Origin of the sequence: Mesorhizobium sp. M0045 (genome assembly GCF_040323385.1) — a bacterium.
Taxonomy (GTDB): Bacteria; Pseudomonadota; Alphaproteobacteria; order Rhizobiales; family Rhizobiaceae; genus Mesorhizobium.
Genome location: NZ_JAMYUY010000017.1, coordinates 110193 through 126376, shown reverse-complemented (window position 1 = coordinate 126376; position 16184 = coordinate 110193). Strand labels below are relative to the sequence as shown.

Here is a 16184-nt window from a genome sequence, read left to right as displayed (position 1 = left end):
CGTGTTCCGGTAACATGCCCCCCCCACACCCCCCCCTAATACGCCCCCCCACCGCCGCCCCGGTTGGTTTTAAAATGTATTCCCGGCCCCCCGGGCCCCCCGCTTAATGGGGGGCCCCCGGCGACGCAGACCCGGACGAAGGCTTTGAACTGGAAACCGGCCGTTGCGGCCGGCATTCAACGCGTCGGTCGCGGGCGGCTTTCGGGGTTGCCAACAGTTTTGCATTGATATCTTTTCTCGCCGTCAAATCAGCGGAACCCACAATGTCCTTTCAAAAACTCGACGACCTCGGCCACAAGCTCGAAGCACTGGAACACGCCCTCGCCATCCTCGGCGCCGATGAAGCGACCCATATGGCGGTCGGCGGCGGCGAGAAGCGCGCGGAGGCAATGTCGGCGCTTGCCGGCATGCACCATGCCCGGGCGACTGCGCCGGAGATTGCCGATTGGATCGCGGCGGCCGAGCAGGAAGCGCTGAACGAAGAGCAGCAGGCCGCGGTCAGGGAATTCCGCCGGCAATACACCAACCTGACCTGCCTGCCGGTCGAGTTCGTCGAGCGCCAGACGACCGCGCGCATGCGCTCCGAGCAGCTCTGGCGCGACCTGCGCGCCAAGAACGACTGGGCCGGGTTCCTGCCGGCGCTGGAAGGCGTCGTGGCGCTGGTCCGCGAGGAGGCGGCACTTCGCGCCGAGGTACTCGGGCTCGAGCCTTACGACGCGCTGATGGAGCAATATGACCCGGGCAATCGCACCGCCGACATCACGCCTGTGTTTGCCGAGTTGAAGGCCTTCCTGAAAGGCTTCGTACCGGAGGCACTGGCCGTGCAGGAAGAGCGGCTGGCGAAACATCCGCTGCAGCCGCTTTCCGGCAGCTACCCCTTGGACAAGCAGCGCGAGCTCGGCCTCGCCATGATGGCGGCAGTCGGCTTCAACCTCACCCACGGCTCGCTGTCGGTTTCGCACCATCCGTTCTGCGGCGGGGTGCCGAGCGACGTGCGCATCACCACCCGCTACAAGACCTCGGATTTCCTGTCGGCGCTGATGGGCGTGCTGCACGAGACCGGCCATGCGCTGTACGAGCAGAACCTGCCGAAGGCCTGGGCGCACTGGCCGCTCGGCAAAGCGCGCGGCATGGCGATGCATGAAAGCCAGAGCCTGTTCGTAGAAAAGCAGATCGGCCGCAATCCAGAATTCTGGCGCTGGGCGCTGCCGGTGGTCGAAAGACACCTTGGTGAGAGGTGGACGATCGACGACATCCTGCCGCATGTGCACCGGGTCGAGCGCGGCCTGATCCGCGTCGATGCCGACGAGGTCACCTATCCGCTGCATGTCATCCTGCGCTACGAACTGGAGCAGGAGCTTGTCTCGGGACGGCTGGAAGCAGCAGACCTGCCCGAGGCCTGGGATGCCAAAATGCGCGATTATCTCGGCCTGTCGACATCAGACAATCCGGCTGATGGTCCGATGCAGGACGTCCACTGGCCGGGTGCCGCCTTCGGCTATTTCCCCTCCTACACGCTCGGCGCCATGATGGCGGCGCAGCAATGGGCGGCGCTGACCAGAGATCATCCTTCAGCCGACGAAGACCTCGCCAAGGGCGATTTCGCCGCGATCAACGACTGGCGCCGCAAAAGGATCTGGTCGCAAGGCTCGCGCTGGTCGACGCCGGAACTGCTCGAACGCGCCACCGGCGAAAAGCTCAATGCCGCGCATTTCACCGATCACCTGAAGAAGCGGTACGGGAACTGAGCCGCTTCATCTATTCCAGGTTCTTGCCGCGGTGACCGCGGAAATCCGCGAAACTGGCCTTTACTTTGGTGGGAAAGCCTCTGAAAAAGGAGTTCTTCCAAGTTGGGCGAGCGTAGATGTCTGCCTGTTACAGTTTTCATAGGGTGAAGTCTTTCTGGCCCCGCTTGGTATTTTTCATCTTATTGATCGGTCTGAGTTCTCCGGCCATGTCCGACGACATGGTTTTCAAGGGTCCGGCAGAAAGCTGGGTAAAGCAGCTTGATATTCCGGCTGCCGATCCCGCCCGATCGGATCAAATCAAGAATGGCGTTTCATGGCTGCTCTCGGACGACCAGATCAAGCATCGCGCCGGCGGCTATGTCGAGTACTCGCGCACCGTCTATAAAATCGTCGACCGTCCCGGCCTGGACCGTGGCGCGAGTATCGATCTGCAGTTCGATCCGTCCCGGCACAAGGTCACGCTCAACCATCTTCACATCATCCGCGATGGCGCCGTTCTGGACCGGCTGGAAGGCGTCGAATTCGACATCTTCCGCAGGGAAAGAGACGCCGAGAAAGGCGTCTTCGACGGCTGGCTGACTGCACATGTCAACATCGATGACGTGCGTGCCGGCGACATCGTCGATTACGGGTCGACCTACGAAGTAACACCGCTGGTCGGCAAGGACCTTTTCTTCAAGAATTTCTCCACCGAATGGGAAGAGCCGGTAGCGCTTCTCCGCACAAGCATCATTTGGCCTTCGGGCCAGCCGCTCCAGATCAAGACAAGGGGAACCCGACTTAAGCCCTCAATCTCCCCGACTGGGCCGGACACCACCTATCTATGGGAGATTCCAAACCCGAAACCGGTCAATGTCGAGGATAACCTGCCCGTGACCTATCCAGGCTGGGGCTCCATCGATGTCGCGTCTACCGCGAATTGGCAAAGCGTGGTCGATGCCGTTGCGCCCTATTACAAGCCAGCGACCACTTTTCCCCCGGCTTTTGCCGCAAAGCTCGACGACATCGCTCTGCGACATCCGGTGCCGGAGGACCGAATGGTCGAGGCAATGCGGTTGGTGCAGGACCAGATCCGCTATGTAAGCCTGTCGATGGGTGCCGGTTCCTACGTTCCGCGTGATCCAGCGACGGTCATCCTGAGCGGGTTCGGTGACTGCAAGGACAAGGCCCTGCTGCTGGTCTCGTCGCTTGTGCGGCTTGGCATTGCTGCCGAGGTCGCCTTGGCCGATCTCGACGAGGGACGGGCCCTGGAGCAGCATCTGCCGGCGCTTCGCGATTTCGACCATGCCATAGTCAAGGCAAGGATCGGAGCAAAGACATATTGGCTGGACGCCACGAACTATCTTCAGGGCGGCAGGGCGCACAATCTCGCACAGCCGGACTACGGCTTCGCGCTGCCGCTTTCCAGCACCGGCGGGTTGGAGAAGATGCCGAGCCCTGTGCTCACCAGCCCATCGATCCAGATCGTCGAGGAATTCGACTTTCCGCGCAAACCGGGCGATCCTCTGGTACTGACGGTCTTCTCGACATATGAGGACGCCGATGCCGATTGGATGCGCGGCAATTTCGCCAGCCGGTCGCTGAGCGAGGTGTCGGACGCCTACCTGAAATACTACAACAAGCAATATCCCGGCATCCAAACCATCGCCAAGCCGGAAATCGTGGATCGCCGCGACGGCAACATAGTGAGTGTGAAGGAAAGTTATCGCTTGCCGGCGGAGGCGCTGGCGGCCAACGATCTGGCAAAGAATTTCCCGATCCGCGCGGCCGATCTCGGCAACAACTCTCTTCCAACCCCGACAATCGTCGACCGAACCGGGCCCGTCTCCCTCGGCTCCCAGTTCTACCGCCGCCACAAGGTGACCGTGCGCAACCTCAAGGCGAGGTTTTCCGGCGAATCGATGAAAAACGTCGTGACTCCCTACCTGTCTCTCAAGGCGTCCTGGTCCAACACGCCCACCGAATTTCAACTTGAATGGAACTTTCAGACGCTGGCAAGTGAAGTGCCGGCCAAGGCGATTGCCGATTATCTGAAAACCGTCGATGAGGTCGCAGACCAAATTCGCTGGCAGTACGATTTTACCTATGAAGAGCCGCCTGCCGATGTGCAGCTCAGCGATCCGGCAAAGGAGCAGCGACAGACCGTCGCCAGCATGCTTTTGTTGTCGTTGCTTGTCGGCGTTCCCCTCTTCATCGCCTATCGACGCGGCAAACGCCGAGCTTTCGGTAGCTGAAGAATCCCGGCCGTCGCGGGCAGACCTACTCGGCCGCGCCCCTGAAAGCATTCGCACCGGTATCGAACTGCAGCTTGGCCAGCCGCGCATAGATGCCGCCCTTGGCGACCAGGCTCTGATGTGTGCCTTCCTCGACGATGCGGCCGCCATCCATGACCAGGATGCGATCGGCCTTCAGCACGGTTGCCAGCCGATGGGCGATGACGATCGTGGTGCGGCCCTGCATCAGCCGGTCCAGCGCCGTCTGCACCAGCGTCTCGCTTTCGGCATCGAGTGCCGAGGTCGCCTCGTCGAGCAGAAGGATCGGCGCATCGCGCAGAATGGCGCGGGCGATCGCCACGCGCTGGCGCTGGCCGCCCGACAGCGTCACGCCGCGCTCGCCGACCTGGCTGTCATAGCCTTTTTCGAGCTTCAGGATGAACTCGTCGGCAAGCGCGTCCTTCGCCGCCGCCTCGATCTCGGCCTGGCTGGCACCGGGCCGGCCAAAGCCGATATTGTCGCGCGCGCTCGCCGCAAAAATGGTGACGTCCTGCGGCACGATGGCGATGCGCGCGCGGATCGCGGCCGGATCGGCCTCGCGCAGATCGATCCCGTCGATGACGATCCTGCCGGCCTCCGGATCGTAGAAGCGCAGAAGCAGCGAAAACACCGTGCTCTTGCCGGCGCCGGATGGCCCGACGATCGCCACCGTCTCACCGGGTTTGACCTGAAAGCTCAGGCCATGGACGGCGGCGCGGTCGGGTCGGGCCGGATAGGAGAAGGAGACAGCGTCGAAGCTGACCGCGCCTCTCGCCTTTGCCGGCAGCGGCTTCGGATCGGCGGGCGCCTGGATCCCGGGTTTCTCGGCCAGGATCTCGGTCAGCCGTTCGGCGGCGCCCGCTGCCTGGGACAGTTCGCCCCAGACTTCCGACAGGGCGCCGAGGGCGCCGGCGGCGAACACCGAATAGAGCAGGAATTGGCCAAGCGTGCCCGGCGACAGCGACCCGTCGAGCACGTCGCGCGAACCGAACCATAGCACCGCCACGACCGACGAAAAGATCATGAAGATGGCGAAGAAGGTGAGAAAGGAGCGGGCAAAGATCGAGGCCCGCGCCGCTTCGAACGCTGCTTCCACGGCGGATGAAAAATACCCGGTTACAAGCTTCTCGTTGGTGAAGGCCTGCAGGGTGCGCACCGCGCCGATCTGCTCGCTGGCGTAGGCGGTGGCATTGGCCAGAGTATCCTGCGCCAGCCGTGACTTGCGCCGCACCGAGCGGCCGAAGGCGACTAGCGGCAGCACGATTAGCGGAATGGCCGCGATGACCAGGCCGGACAGTTTTGGGCTGGTGAAGACCATCATCGCCACGGCGCCGAGGCCAAGAATGACGTTGCGCAAAGCCACCGAGGCGGTAGCACCGACGGCCGATTTGACCTGCGTCGTGTCGGCGGAGAGCCGCGAGACGATCTCGCCCGACTGGGCGGTATCGAAGAAGGATGGAGACAACGTGGTGACATGGGCAAAGACATCGCGGCGGATATCGGCAACGACGCGCTCGCCGAGCGTGATGACGAAATAGTAGCGGCTGGCGGACGCCGCCGCCAGCACGGCGGCCATCACCACCAGCATGGCGAAATATTCGGCAATGAAGCTGGAATCGGAAGCGGAAAAGCCGTGATCTATCATCCGCCGCACGGCCAGCGGCAGCGCCAGCGTCGTCGCCGCCGCCACGGCCAGCGAAACGATCGCGCCGATGACCATTTTGCGGTAATGCATGATATAGGGAAACAGGCGCTGCAGCGGCCTCAGCGAGCGCCTGCGCTCGTCTGCATCGCCGCTGATGTTCGCCATGACCCGTTTCCTTTGGCCCTTTGAGGTTTGCGCCATCAATATGCGCTTGCCGCGGCCTTGTGATTCAATTCCGGCTGATGTATAGGCTCGCCGACCGTTTTAGAAGCCGTGGCTCCTTATTAGCTGCGGCTTCGAGTTTTAAAAAGGGGCGCTTCGACGCAGGCTTCAGCCCGTCGGCAGCATCCGGCAGCCAGGAACAGAACCATGAAGACCGACATCCATCCCGACTATCACACCATCAAGGTCGTCATGACCGACGGCACCGAATACATGACCCGTTCGACCTGGGGCAAGGAAGGCGATACGATGAACCTCGATATCGACCCGACCACTCATCCGGCCTGGACCGGCGGCCAGCAGACCCTGCTCGACCGCGGTGGCCGCCTGTCGAAGTTCAAGAAGCGTTTCGAAGGTTTCGGCCTCTAAGCACTGGCGTTTCGCTGATCGAGAAACCCGCCCTCGTGGCGGGTTTTTTATTGATTGGGCCTCAGCGGCAATCATCTCAGGTTTGGTGTTGCCCCTCACCCTTACCCTCTCCCCGTGAAGAACGGGAAGTGGGGTCGCCGGCGCTGGAGTTCCCCCTCTCCCGTCACTAACGGGGAGAAGGTGCCGGCAGGCAGATGAAGGGGCAGCGCCCCGCTTCCGCAGTTGATCGCCACCACCTAACGGCCTGTCCTACGAGGACGGCGGCCTACCCGTCCACCAGCTCGCGCAGCGCCATTCGCTTGTAAGCGGCAACCAGCCTGTCGCCTTCTTCTCGCCCGACCGAGATCGCCAGCCGCATGGCCGCTTCGCCCATCTGCCAGATGAGAAACGCCGTCGCTTCCAGTGCCGCCGGATCGGCAGACGGCCGCAGTCTTTTCAGCACCGCAGTGAGGAATTCGGCGTTGGCCCGGCTGTCGGCAAGCTCAAGCTCGCGCAATGCTTTGTCGGCCTGTGTCCCCGACCAGATGTCGCGCATCACCGGCTCGGCCAGGAACATTCCGTAGTAGATATCCACCAGTTCCGAAAATGCCCGGCGCAGGCCTTCGGCGTCATTGACCTCCGCCAGTGCCGCGGCAATGCAGGCCTGGCTTTCCGCGGTGTAGCGCTCGGCCAGTGCCCAGATGATCGCCCGCTTGTCCGGGAAGAACTGGTAGAGCGAGCCGATCGACACGCCGGCCCTCTCGGCCACCTCTCCCATGCGCATGGCGTCGCTGCCTTGCTCGGCGATCAGCGCCGAGGCGGCGGCCAGCATCCGCTCGACCCGCTCGCGGCTGCGCTGCTGGCTCGGTGCCCGGCGCGGCGATGCGATCTGGCCGTCCTGTGAATCCGATACGGCAGAGCCTTCCATCACTGTCTCCCGACGAACAATCAACAAATTGGCTTGACTCGCAAAATACGAGGGTTTATCACGTTTTGCAAATGTGAGGATTACTCACATTTCAAACTGAGGAAAATGGGCATGAACCCTACTGTAACGAGACCAACTTTGATCCTCGGCGGCACCGGCAAGACCGGCCGTCGCCTCGCCGAGCGGCTGACGGCGCGGGGCCTGCAGGTACGGATAGGCTCGCGCTCGGGCACGCCACCCTTCGACTGGGAAAACAAAACCACTTGTGAACCCGTGCTTGATGGTGTCGGCGCCGTCTACATCAGCTACTATCCTGATCTTGCGGTGCCCGGCGCGGCCGACACGGTCGGCGCCTTCTCTCGCCTTGCCGTGCAGTGTGGTGTGCACCGGCTGGTGCTGCTGTCGGGGCGCGGCGAACCGGAAGCGCAACGTGCCGAAGAGATGCTGAAAGCCTCAGGCGCCGATTGGGACGATCCTGCGCTGCGCCTGGTTTTCCCAGAACTTCAGTGAGGGGTTTCTCGTGGATGCCCTGCGCGAGGGCGAGGTGGCGTTGCCGGTCGGCAATGTCGGTGAGCCATTCGTCGATGCCGACGATATCGCGGACGCCGCCTTTGCCGTACTAACCCGGCAGGGCCATATCGGCCAGCTCTACGAGTTGGCCGGGCCGCGGCTGCTGAGCTTCGCCGACGCGGTCGCCGAGATCGGCAGGGCCGTCGGCCGCGACATTCGTTTCAAGCGGATTTCACACGCCGAGTTCACCGCCGCCATCGCCGAGCATGAGTTGCCGGCCGAGTTCGCGTGGCTGCTCAACGAGCTGTTCACCGAAGTCCTCGACGGCCGCAACGAGTCGCTGACAGACGGCGTCGAGCGCGTGCTCGGCCGTGCCCCAAAGGACTTTTCCGCCTACGCAACCGAAACCGCCTCAACCGGCATCTGGAGCAACTGACATGATCATGAAACTGCTTCCCACCCTCACTTTCGTCGCTGCCATTGGCTCAGGCGTTGTCGGCGGCGTTTTCTTCGCCTTCTCCAACTTTATCATGCCGGCGCTCGGCCGCTTGCCTGCCGGAGGCGGCATCGCCGCCATGAATTCGATCAACATCACCGTGATTACGCCGGCATTCATGACCGCGCTTTTCGGCACCGGGCTGGTCTGTCTTGTCCTTGCCGCCGGCGCTCTTATCGGCTGGAGCCAACCGGGTGCATTCTGGCTCCTCGCCGGCGCCCTGATCTACCTCGTCGGCAACCCGATCGTGACGATGATGTTCAACGTGCCGCTCAACAACGCCCTGGCCGCCGTCGATCCGACAAGCGCCAACGGCGCTGCAGTATGGGCCACTTATCTCAGGGACTGGGTGATGTGGAACCATGTCCGCACCATCACCGCCATCGTGGCGCTGGGCTGCTTCATCTTCGCCTGGCGGTGAATGCAGGACGGAAGTGTAAAAGGCCTCAGGCAGGGTCTTTTGACTTATCGCCCTTGCGGTCGGCATGGCCCAGATCGCGATCCGGATCGATGACGTCGCGAACCAGTTGCTTGAGCTTTGCGGCGTCGGGGAAACCGCCGTCCCGCTTGCGGTCCCAGACCAGCGTGTCATTGCAGGAAATGGTGAAGATGCCGCCGGTGCCGGGCACCAGCGTCACTTCGCCCAGATCGGTGCCGAAGGTCGACAGCAGCTCCTGCGCCATCCAGCTGGCCCTGAGCAGCCACAGGCACTGGGTGCAATAGGTGATGCGGACGCGGGCTCTGTCTGACACGTTCATGTCTCGGTCTCATCTGCGCGAACTGTGGTTACGGCAAATCGATCGTGTATCGGGTCGTTGCCAAGAGCTATGGATATTGCGATCCAGATCGGCCAGACCATAACCAAGACCAACGCGGCGTATGCACCGACAATCTCCAGCCGGGAGAAGTCCTGCGCGACCCCAGGAGCGCTGCCCCAAGCCTGAACAGTGTACCACCCTCCCATGAACATTATGGGCAAAGCGCCGAGAAATTTCATTCCCTGCCGCCGAACAGCCTTTCGTACGGGTAGTCCGATTCTATTTTTGTCATCCTGGTCATGCACTATGAGCGCCGCGAACCGCTTGCCGATTGGCTGGCCAGAGGTCAACTCCATGACAAAGAGATAAGACGCGAGAACGACCAGTTCGAGGAAACCCAGATCCAATGCTGCCGGTCGGATATTGCCCTGCGAATCCAAATCAAATGAGATGGAGGGATTTCCTTCAGACTGTGAGCCCGAAGCCGTTCCCAGCGCCCATTCGGCGACCGTCATACCGAACAGCGACGTTCTGCATATCTGCCAATCGTAACGGGCAAATGATGGATCACTTGCTCCGTTTAACGTAGCCGCCTGACATAGTCTCCAGTTCAACCAAAAGCTGCCTTTGACTCCGCCGTCAGTTAGCAGAAACAAACCCGCTACAAGTGCGTAAAGAGGTATCAGGACGATAAGATAGTCGATGATCGAAGCGAACAGCCGGCGCCATATGCCACCCCGGCGAGGCCAGGACATCGCGTCAGAAAAACGAGCCTCGTCAGTGTCAGTCATCCGTCCCCCATCAGTAACTGACAGCTCTAGAAGAAAGATACGTGGTCGATGCGCGGCGTTCTCAACTTACGCCGCGCTGAGCTTCGCCAAGGTCTCCTCGTCGACCTCGAAATTGGCGTAGACGCTCTGCACGTCGTCGTCGTCTTCGAGCGTCGCGACCAGCTTCATCAGCGATTGTGCACGCTCCTCGTCGACCGCGATATTGGTCTGCGGCTTCCAGATCGGCTTCACTGATTCAGCCTCGCCGAGTGCGCCTTCCAGCGCCTTCGACACTTCGCCGAGATTCTCGAAGGCGCAATAGATCGTGTGGCCTTCCTCGTCCGACTGGACATCGTCGGCGCCGGCCTCGATCGCTGCGTCCATCACCTTCTCGGCGCTGCCGGCCGATGCCGGATAGTAGATCTCGCCGACGCGGTCCCACATGAACGAAACCGAGCCGGTCTCGCCCATCGCCCCGCCGGCTTTGGTGAAGGCAGCGCGCACATTCGACGCCGAGCGGTTGCGGTTGTCGGTCAGCACCTCGACGATCAGCGCGACGCCGCCTGGCCCGTAACCCTCGTAGCGAACGGCTTCGTAGGTCTCGGCATCGCCCATCGACGCCTTGTTGATGGCCCGCTGGATGTTGTCCTTCGGCATCGACACCGCCTTGGCGTTCTGCACCGCAAGGCGCAGGCGCGGGTTCATCGATGGATCAGGCGTGCCGCTCTTGGCGGCGACGGTGATTTCGCGCGCCAGCTTGGAAAACATTTTCGATCGCACCGCATCCTGGCGGCCCTTGCGATGCATGATGTTCTTGAACTGTGAATGGCCAGCCATGGCACCCCTGTCGTTTTCTCGGCTAGAGCATCTGCGGCCTGGTGAACCACCCGGCGCCTTGCAAAATGCTCGAATTCAAAATTTCAGAACGTCCTGCTGCGTCCGGACGGACGTACGGCGCTCTCTGTCGGAATGGCCGGCTTATAGATAAATCGGCTCAATTCGTCCAGCCGCGCCATTGCGTCGGACACGCAAGGGGCTCAAGGCCCGAAAGTGGCAGGCTTCGGCAACCTTTCATCCCTCAAGATCGGATTTCAGCCGGTCGAGGATGCTGATCGCCTGCGTGGCATATTGACTGATCCAGCGGTCGTGGATGTGCTTGATCGGCAGCGCGTTGAGATGGTTCCAGCGTTCGCGCCCCTCGCGGCGCACCACGACCAGGTCGGCCTCCTCCAGCACCTTCAGATGCAGCATGACCGTGCAGCGGTCCATGTCTGGGAAGGCATCGCACAGCATGCCGGTGGTCTGCGGCGCATCCTTCAGCCGGTCCAGCAACGCACGCCGGCGCGGATGCGCCAGCGCCTTGAAAACATTGTCGTCCTGCGCCGTGCTTGACATGTTATGTTTTTATAACATAATACCGTTGCATTCAAGGAAGGAGCTGTGGATATGTCTCTTGGATTCAGGGTTTCTGGCCGCATCGGCAAACCCGTCGCAGAAGTCTTCGATGCGGTCGTCAATCCGAAGAAGCTCAGCGGCTACTTCACCACGATCGGCGGCGCCAGCGCACCGCTGCTGGCGGGCGCCACCGTCATCTGGTGGGGCAAGGTTCCCGTGGAGGTCGACAAGGTGGAGAAAGACAGCCGCATCGTGCTGCGCTGGGATGCGACCGACGCCGACGGCGAGCCCGCCTACAAGACCCGCATCGAGATGAATTTCGAGCCGCTCGACGACGGCGGTACCTTCGTCACCATCGCCGAAACCGGCTGGCACGAGGACGCGGTCGGCCTGAAGAAATCCTACCTCAATTGCGAGGGCTGGTCGCAGATGCTGGCCTGCATGAAGGCCTATGTCGAATACGGCATCAATCTGCGCGACGGCTATTACCGCAGCGAGATGAAGGGCGAGCCGGCCAACGAGAACAACATCTGAGAGCAAATGGAGTAAGAATGACCGCGAAGATCACCGGCGGCATCAACATCGCGATGAAAGTCCCGCCGCATCAATACCAGGCAACGATCGCCTTCTATCGCGACGTCATCGGCCTGAAGCCATTCACGGCCAAACCGCCGGCCGTCGGCTTCGAACTCGGTCCCAATCGACTGTGGATCGACGAGGCGCCGATGATGAGCCAGGCCGAGATCTGGCTGGAACTGTTCACCGATGATTTTCCGGCCGCAGCGGAGCATCTCGCCAAGGCCGGTGTCGTGCGCTGCGACGCCATCGAGGCACTGGGTGAAGGCTTTCGCGGCGGCTGGATCACCAACCCGGCCGACATCATTCACCTGGTGCGCGAACCCGATGCCTGGTGAACAGGCGGCACCGTGGAAAGGAGGACGATATGGAAATCCGCGAAACACCGACCGCCGAAGCCGGCATGCTGATAAGGCGGCCGGTCGCCGACGTATTCGAAGCCTTCGTCGATCCGGCGATCACGACGAAGTTCTGGTTCACCCATGGCAGCGACAGGTTGGACAGCGGCAAGGAAATCCATTGGGAATGGCGCATGTATGGCGTCTCGACGACGGTCAATGTCCGTGAAATCGTCGAAAACAAGAAGATCTTGATGCAATGGAGCGATCCGCCGACCACGGTGGTGTGGACCTTTACCGAGATGCCGGGCGCCACGACCTTTGTCGAGGTCCGCAATTTCGGCTTTGCCGGCAGCCTCGATGAGCAGGTCAAGCAGGCGATCGATTCGACCGGCGGTTTTGCGCTGGTGCTCGCCGGCGCCAAGGCGTGGCTGGAGCAAGGCGTGATGCTAGGCCTGATCGGCGACCGCCATCCGAAAGGCGTGCCGGGGCATTAGGTCAGCCGCGGTGGGTCATCCTCAGTGCCCGCCGCCCTTTGCCTTCTTCCGCCGCCGCGCCAGCATGTTGAGCCCTTCGACCAGGGCCGAAAAACCCATGGCGGCGTAGATATAGCCTTTCGGCACATGATAACCCATGCCGTCGGCGATCAGGGTCATGCCGATCATCAGCAGGAAGCCCAGCGCTAGCATGACGATGCTGGGGTTCTTGGCGATGAAATCGGCCAGCGGCCCGGCCGCCAGCATCATCACGCTCACCGCCACGATCACCGCGATGTACATGATCGCGATTTCGTCGGTCATGCCGACGGCGGTGATGATCGAGTCGATCGAAAAGACGAGGTCGAGCAGCAATATCTGGAAAATCGCGCCGGCCAGCGAAAGCTGCAGCGTCTCGCCCATCATGGTGTCCTGGTGATCATCGAGATCGACCGTGTGGTGGATCTCCTTGGTCGCCTTCCAGACGAGAAACAGGCCGCCGGCGATCAGGATCAGGTCGCGCCATGAAAACCCGTGGCCGAAGGCGGTGAATATAGGCGTCGTCAGTTGGACGATGATCGAGATGGTGGCCAGCAGGATCAGCCGCATCACCAGCGCGGCGGAGATGCCGAGCCGCCGGGCGCGGGCTCGCTGCGCTACCGGCAATTTGTTGGTCAGGATCGAGATGAAGATCAGATTGTCGATGCCGAGCACGACCTCCAGCACGATCAGCGTCAGCAGCGCGACCCACGCAGTCGGGTCGGAGACAAAGGCGAAATGCGGCGCCAGGAATTCGACTAGCTGCATGGAGGTCGTCCCCTCTACGATCTAGAGCAGTTTCGCCGGCAATTGGGTATTGCAAGCGTCTATATCAATGTCACGACCAGAAGGATGGAGCCGTTTCCTCGAGCCGCGGGCCGCGGCGAAACGGCGCGATCCGTTCGGTCAGGCCGCTACGGTCGGAAATGTCGACGCCGACACCGCACAATGTCGCAGGTCCCGTCGACGCCTCGAAGCGTCCCTTCGGCACTTTGGACAAGAACCGGTTGAGCGGCTCCTCCTTGTCCATGCCGAGCGAGGAATCGTAATCGCCGCACATGCCGGCATCGGAAATATAACCGGTGCCGCCATTGAGAATCTGGTGATCGCCGGTCGGCTGATGGGTGTGGGTGCCGACAACAAGACTGGCACGGCCGTCGACGAAATGAGCGAAGCACATTTTTTCCGAGGTCGCCTCGGCATGGAAATCGATGACGATTGCATCGGCCTGCTCGCCAAGCGGACAAGCGGCAAGTTCGCGCTCGCCGGCCTGGAACGGATCGTCTAGCTCGGGATGCATGAACACCCGACCCATGATGTTGGCGACCAGCACGCGCGCGCCGTTCCTGGCGATATAGACGCCTGAGCCGCGCCCCGGCGTACCCTTGGGGAAATTGGACGGACGCAGGAAGCGTTCTTCGCGCGGCGCGAAAATCAGCGCATCGCGCTGGTCCCAGACATGGTTGCCGGTGGTGACGACATCGGCGCCGGCCGAGATCGTCTCGCGAAAAATCTCCTCGGTGATGCCGAAGCCTCCGGCGGCGTTCTCGCCATTGACGATGACGAAGTCGAGTTTGAAATCCGAGATCAGGCCGGGCAGTTGTTCCCACACCGCCGTACGTCCTGTCTTGCCGACCATGTCGCCGAGGAAGAGAAGTCTCATATAAGCGCGATCCCGAACCGAAGGTCAGCGAAGCAAAAGCTGCATGACTTTCGGAAAAGACCATGCGTCCAGGAACTTATCTACAATTTCGGCGCGAACCGGCGCAACCCGCTCTCGGTGAGTATTTCGGGAATGATCACGTCATGCGGCTCGTCCGGCACCAGGGCCACCTCCTGGCAGTCGAAGGCAATGCCGATCAGCCGCGGCTGCTGGCCCTTGTCGGCCAGCCGCCCGATCGCCCGATCGTAATAGCCTGCGCCGTACCCGATTCGGTGCCCGCGCGCATCGAAGGCGGCAAGCGGCACCAGCATAAGCTGCGGATCGAGCACCTCGGCTTCCTCATGCGGCCCGACTGTGCCGAAACCCATGTCGATCATCGGCGCGCCGCGCACCAGTTCGCGAAAAACGATGGTGGTCTTGTCGAGGATGGCCGGTAGGCAGAGCCTTGCGCCCTTCTCGCGCAGGGCAAACATCAGCGGCCGGACGTCGACTTCCGAGCGCATCGGCCAGAAACCGGAGACGATCTGGCCCGGCTCGACCGTGATCCGGTCGCGCGCCGTCTCGGCCATTTCGAGTGCTGCCTCCACACGCCAGAAAGGATCGAGCGCATCGCGGCGCCCGAGGGCTTGGTTGCGGAGATTTTTTTTCAGGTCTTTTGGGGATGCCATGCGCCGACGGTAGAAAAGGTCAGATTTGGATGGAGTGTTACGAGCGACGTTTTGGAGGAGCGGGGCGAACTTGTCGTTCGTGAGCACCGCACAAAGCGGCGCGACGACAAGATCCGCCAGATGGCCTTTTCGATAGGTGACGATCCACACAACCGGTGGAGAGAGCGATCCCGGGAACCTACAAAGTAGGTGGGCGCCGTATGAGAAAACCCACGGGTCTTCCCAGGGACAGCTCCCTAGGGATCATTAAGGCCCCGGGGAAAATGTTCTCCTGCCGGGAAGCGCAGACCGTCATCCCCAATATAGGCTGACGCCACACCAAGCGCCAGAGAGGCGACATGTTTCGAGGCGTAATTCGACGCAGAACCCCTCGGCGAGGGCCGCGCCGGTAGATCCCCGCTTCGCCAGCGACGCCTTGCACAGCGAAGGCCGCGTCCTTAGGGTCGCGCGATGAACTCGGGAGCAAAAATGGGTTTCGAAGGCACGGCGGCCTATGTTGCCGACAAGGATCTGATGGTGGCGGTCAACGCGGCGATCGCGCTTGAGCGGCCATTGCTGGTCAAGGGCGAGCCCGGCACCGGCAAGACCGAACTTGCCCGTCAGGTGGCGGCAGCGCTCGGCCTGGATTTGATCGAATGGCACGTCAAATCGACCACCCCGGGCGCAGCAGGGCCTCTATGAATATGATGCCGTCTCGCGGCTGCGCGACAGTCAGCTCGGCGACGAGCGCTTCAACGACATCCGCAATTACATCAAGCGCGGCAAGCTGTGGGACGCCTTCGCCGCCGGCAAGAAGGTGGTGCTTCTGATCGACGAGATCGACAAGGCCGATATCGAATTCCCCAACGATCTGTTGCAGGAACTGGATAGGATGGAGTTCTTTGTCTACGAGACCGGCCAGACCATCCGCGCCACCGTCCGGCCGATCGTCATCATCACCTCCAACAACGAAAAAGAGCTGCCGGACGCCTTCCTGCGCCGCTGCTTCTTCCACTACATCCGCTTTCCCGACGTCGAGACGCTGCACAAAATTGTCGACGTGCACTATCCCGGCATCAAGCAGAACCTGGTGCGCGCCGCACTCACGCAATTCTATGAAATCCGCGATGTGCCGGGCCTCAAGAAGAAGCCGTCGACCTCCGAGGCACTCGACTGGATCCGCCTGCTGGTTGCCGACGACATCGCGCCCGAGGATCTGCGCGCCGACGCGAAGAACGCGCTGCCCAAGCTGCACGGCGCCTTGTTGAAGAACGAACAGGACGTGCATCTGTTCGAGCGCCTGGCCTTCATGGCGAGACGGCAAGGGTGAGGGGCGGTCGACGAAAGCCGCCGGACAGCGCTTTCCCGTCGCT

16 protein-coding genes, 1 other RNA gene and 2 pseudogenes are annotated in these 16184 nt (G+C 61.8%); 9 read left to right on the top strand and 10 right to left on the bottom strand.

Annotated features, from left to right (window positions below):
- The first annotated feature begins 263 nt into the window (after positions 1 to 263).
- Together NKJ72_RS23675 and NKJ72_RS23670 are read left to right on the top strand one after the other, a co-directional pair.
- A complete protein-coding gene (locus NKJ72_RS23675; RefSeq protein WP_352479633.1) occupies positions 264 to 1748 on the top strand; it encodes a carboxypeptidase M32 in 1485 nt (494 codons plus the stop codon).
- A 206-nt stretch (positions 1749 to 1954) separates the two neighbouring features.
- Positions 1955 to 3982: a DUF3857 domain-containing protein gene (locus NKJ72_RS23670; RefSeq protein ID WP_352479632.1), complete on the top strand. Its 2028-nt coding sequence runs from the start codon at positions 1955 to 1957 to the stop codon at positions 3980 to 3982.
- A 25-nt stretch (positions 3983 to 4007) separates the two neighbouring features.
- Here NKJ72_RS23670 and NKJ72_RS23665 read toward each other — a convergent pair whose 3' ends face one another.
- Positions 4008 to 5810 (bottom strand): ABC transporter transmembrane domain-containing protein, encoded by a 1803-nt coding sequence (locus NKJ72_RS23665; RefSeq protein WP_352479631.1) that lies wholly within the window; start codon positions 5808 to 5810, stop codon positions 4008 to 4010.
- A gap of 204 nt (positions 5811 to 6014) precedes the next feature.
- Here NKJ72_RS23665 and rpmE point away from each other — a divergent pair, with 204 nt between their 5' ends.
- Positions 6015 to 6236, top strand: coding sequence for a 50S ribosomal protein L31 (gene rpmE, locus NKJ72_RS23660; protein ID WP_006327661.1), 222 nt, complete (start codon positions 6015 to 6017; stop codon positions 6234 to 6236).
- Between the two features lie 265 nt (positions 6237 to 6501).
- Here the strand turns inward: rpmE and NKJ72_RS23655 are convergent, their stop codons facing one another.
- Positions 6502 to 7143: a TetR/AcrR family transcriptional regulator gene (locus NKJ72_RS23655; protein WP_352479630.1), complete on the bottom strand. Its 642-nt coding sequence runs from the start codon at positions 7141 to 7143 to the stop codon at positions 6502 to 6504.
- A gap of 111 nt (positions 7144 to 7254) precedes the next feature.
- Here NKJ72_RS23655 and NKJ72_RS23650 point away from each other — a divergent pair.
- Both NKJ72_RS23650 and NKJ72_RS23645 read left to right on the top strand, forming a co-directional pair.
- Positions 7255 to 8089 (top strand): annotated as a pseudogene (locus NKJ72_RS23650) (NAD(P)H-binding protein).
- A 1-nt stretch (position 8090) separates the two neighbouring features.
- Positions 8091 to 8570: an anthrone oxygenase family protein gene (locus NKJ72_RS23645; protein WP_254816440.1), complete on the top strand. Its 480-nt coding sequence runs from the start codon at positions 8091 to 8093 to the stop codon at positions 8568 to 8570.
- Positions 8571 to 8595: 25 nt separating this feature from the next.
- Here the strand turns inward: NKJ72_RS23645 and NKJ72_RS23640 are convergent, their stop codons facing one another.
- From NKJ72_RS23640 to NKJ72_RS23625, 4 genes are all read right to left on the bottom strand, one after another.
- Complete coding sequence (locus tag NKJ72_RS23640; RefSeq protein ID WP_352479629.1) at positions 8596 to 8907, bottom strand: Rdx family protein; 312 nt, start codon at positions 8905 to 8907, stop codon at positions 8596 to 8598.
- The gene (locus NKJ72_RS23635) at positions 8904 to 9698 is read right to left on the bottom strand and encodes an RDD family protein (RefSeq protein ID WP_352479628.1); all 795 of its coding nucleotides are present in this window, start codon (positions 9696 to 9698) and stop codon (positions 8904 to 8906) included. Before NKJ72_RS23635 ends, NKJ72_RS23640 begins: the two co-directional genes overlap by 4 nt.
- A gap of 66 nt (positions 9699 to 9764) precedes the next feature.
- Entirely contained in the window at positions 9765 to 10514 is a 750-nt protein-coding gene (locus tag NKJ72_RS23630) for a YebC/PmpR family DNA-binding transcriptional regulator (RefSeq protein ID WP_254816437.1), read from the bottom strand.
- 234 nt (positions 10515 to 10748) lie between these two features.
- The gene (locus NKJ72_RS23625; protein ID WP_352479627.1) at positions 10749 to 11072 is read right to left on the bottom strand and encodes an ArsR/SmtB family transcription factor; all 324 of its coding nucleotides are present in this window, start codon (positions 11070 to 11072) and stop codon (positions 10749 to 10751) included.
- A gap of 51 nt (positions 11073 to 11123) precedes the next feature.
- Here NKJ72_RS23625 and NKJ72_RS23620 point away from each other — a divergent pair, with 51 nt between their 5' ends.
- Genes NKJ72_RS23620 through NKJ72_RS23610 form a run of 3 tightly spaced genes read left to right on the top strand, consistent with a single transcriptional unit; the run spans position 11124 to position 12483 of the window.
- On the top strand, positions 11124 to 11606 hold the full coding sequence (locus tag NKJ72_RS23620) for an SRPBCC domain-containing protein (protein WP_254816435.1): 483 nt from the start codon (positions 11124 to 11126) through the stop codon (positions 11604 to 11606).
- Positions 11607 to 11623: 17 nt separating this feature from the next.
- Entirely contained in the window at positions 11624 to 11986 is a 363-nt protein-coding gene (locus tag NKJ72_RS23615; RefSeq protein WP_352479626.1) for a VOC family protein, read from the top strand.
- Positions 11987 to 12015: 29 nt separating this feature from the next.
- On the top strand, positions 12016 to 12483 hold the full coding sequence (locus NKJ72_RS23610) for an SRPBCC family protein (protein WP_352479625.1): 468 nt from the start codon (positions 12016 to 12018) through the stop codon (positions 12481 to 12483).
- A gap of 21 nt (positions 12484 to 12504) precedes the next feature.
- On the opposite strand, the gene NKJ72_RS23605 is transcribed toward NKJ72_RS23610, so the two are convergent.
- The 4 genes from NKJ72_RS23605 to ssrS all read right to left on the bottom strand — a co-directional run bounded on the left by NKJ72_RS23605 (position 12505) and on the right by ssrS (position 15125).
- Positions 12505 to 13269 carry a TerC family protein gene (locus NKJ72_RS23605; protein WP_254816433.1) on the bottom strand — a complete coding sequence of 255 codons (765 nt, stop codon included), beginning with the start codon at positions 13267 to 13269 and terminating at the stop codon, positions 12505 to 12507.
- Between the two features lie 70 nt (positions 13270 to 13339).
- The gene (locus NKJ72_RS23600; RefSeq protein ID WP_023678036.1) at positions 13340 to 14164 is read right to left on the bottom strand and encodes a TIGR00282 family metallophosphoesterase; all 825 of its coding nucleotides are present in this window, start codon (positions 14162 to 14164) and stop codon (positions 13340 to 13342) included.
- A gap of 80 nt (positions 14165 to 14244) precedes the next feature.
- Positions 14245 to 14832: a 5-formyltetrahydrofolate cyclo-ligase gene (locus NKJ72_RS23595; RefSeq protein ID WP_254816432.1), complete on the bottom strand. Its 588-nt coding sequence runs from the start codon at positions 14830 to 14832 to the stop codon at positions 14245 to 14247.
- Positions 14833 to 14969: 137 nt separating this feature from the next.
- Positions 14970 to 15125, bottom strand: a non-coding RNA gene (gene ssrS, locus NKJ72_RS23590) — 6S RNA.
- A 175-nt stretch (positions 15126 to 15300) separates the two neighbouring features.
- Between ssrS and NKJ72_RS23585 the strand changes: the two are divergent.
- Positions 15301 to 16141: pseudogene (locus NKJ72_RS23585) on the top strand (AAA family ATPase).
- The last annotated feature ends 43 nt before the right edge of the window (positions 16142 to 16184 follow it).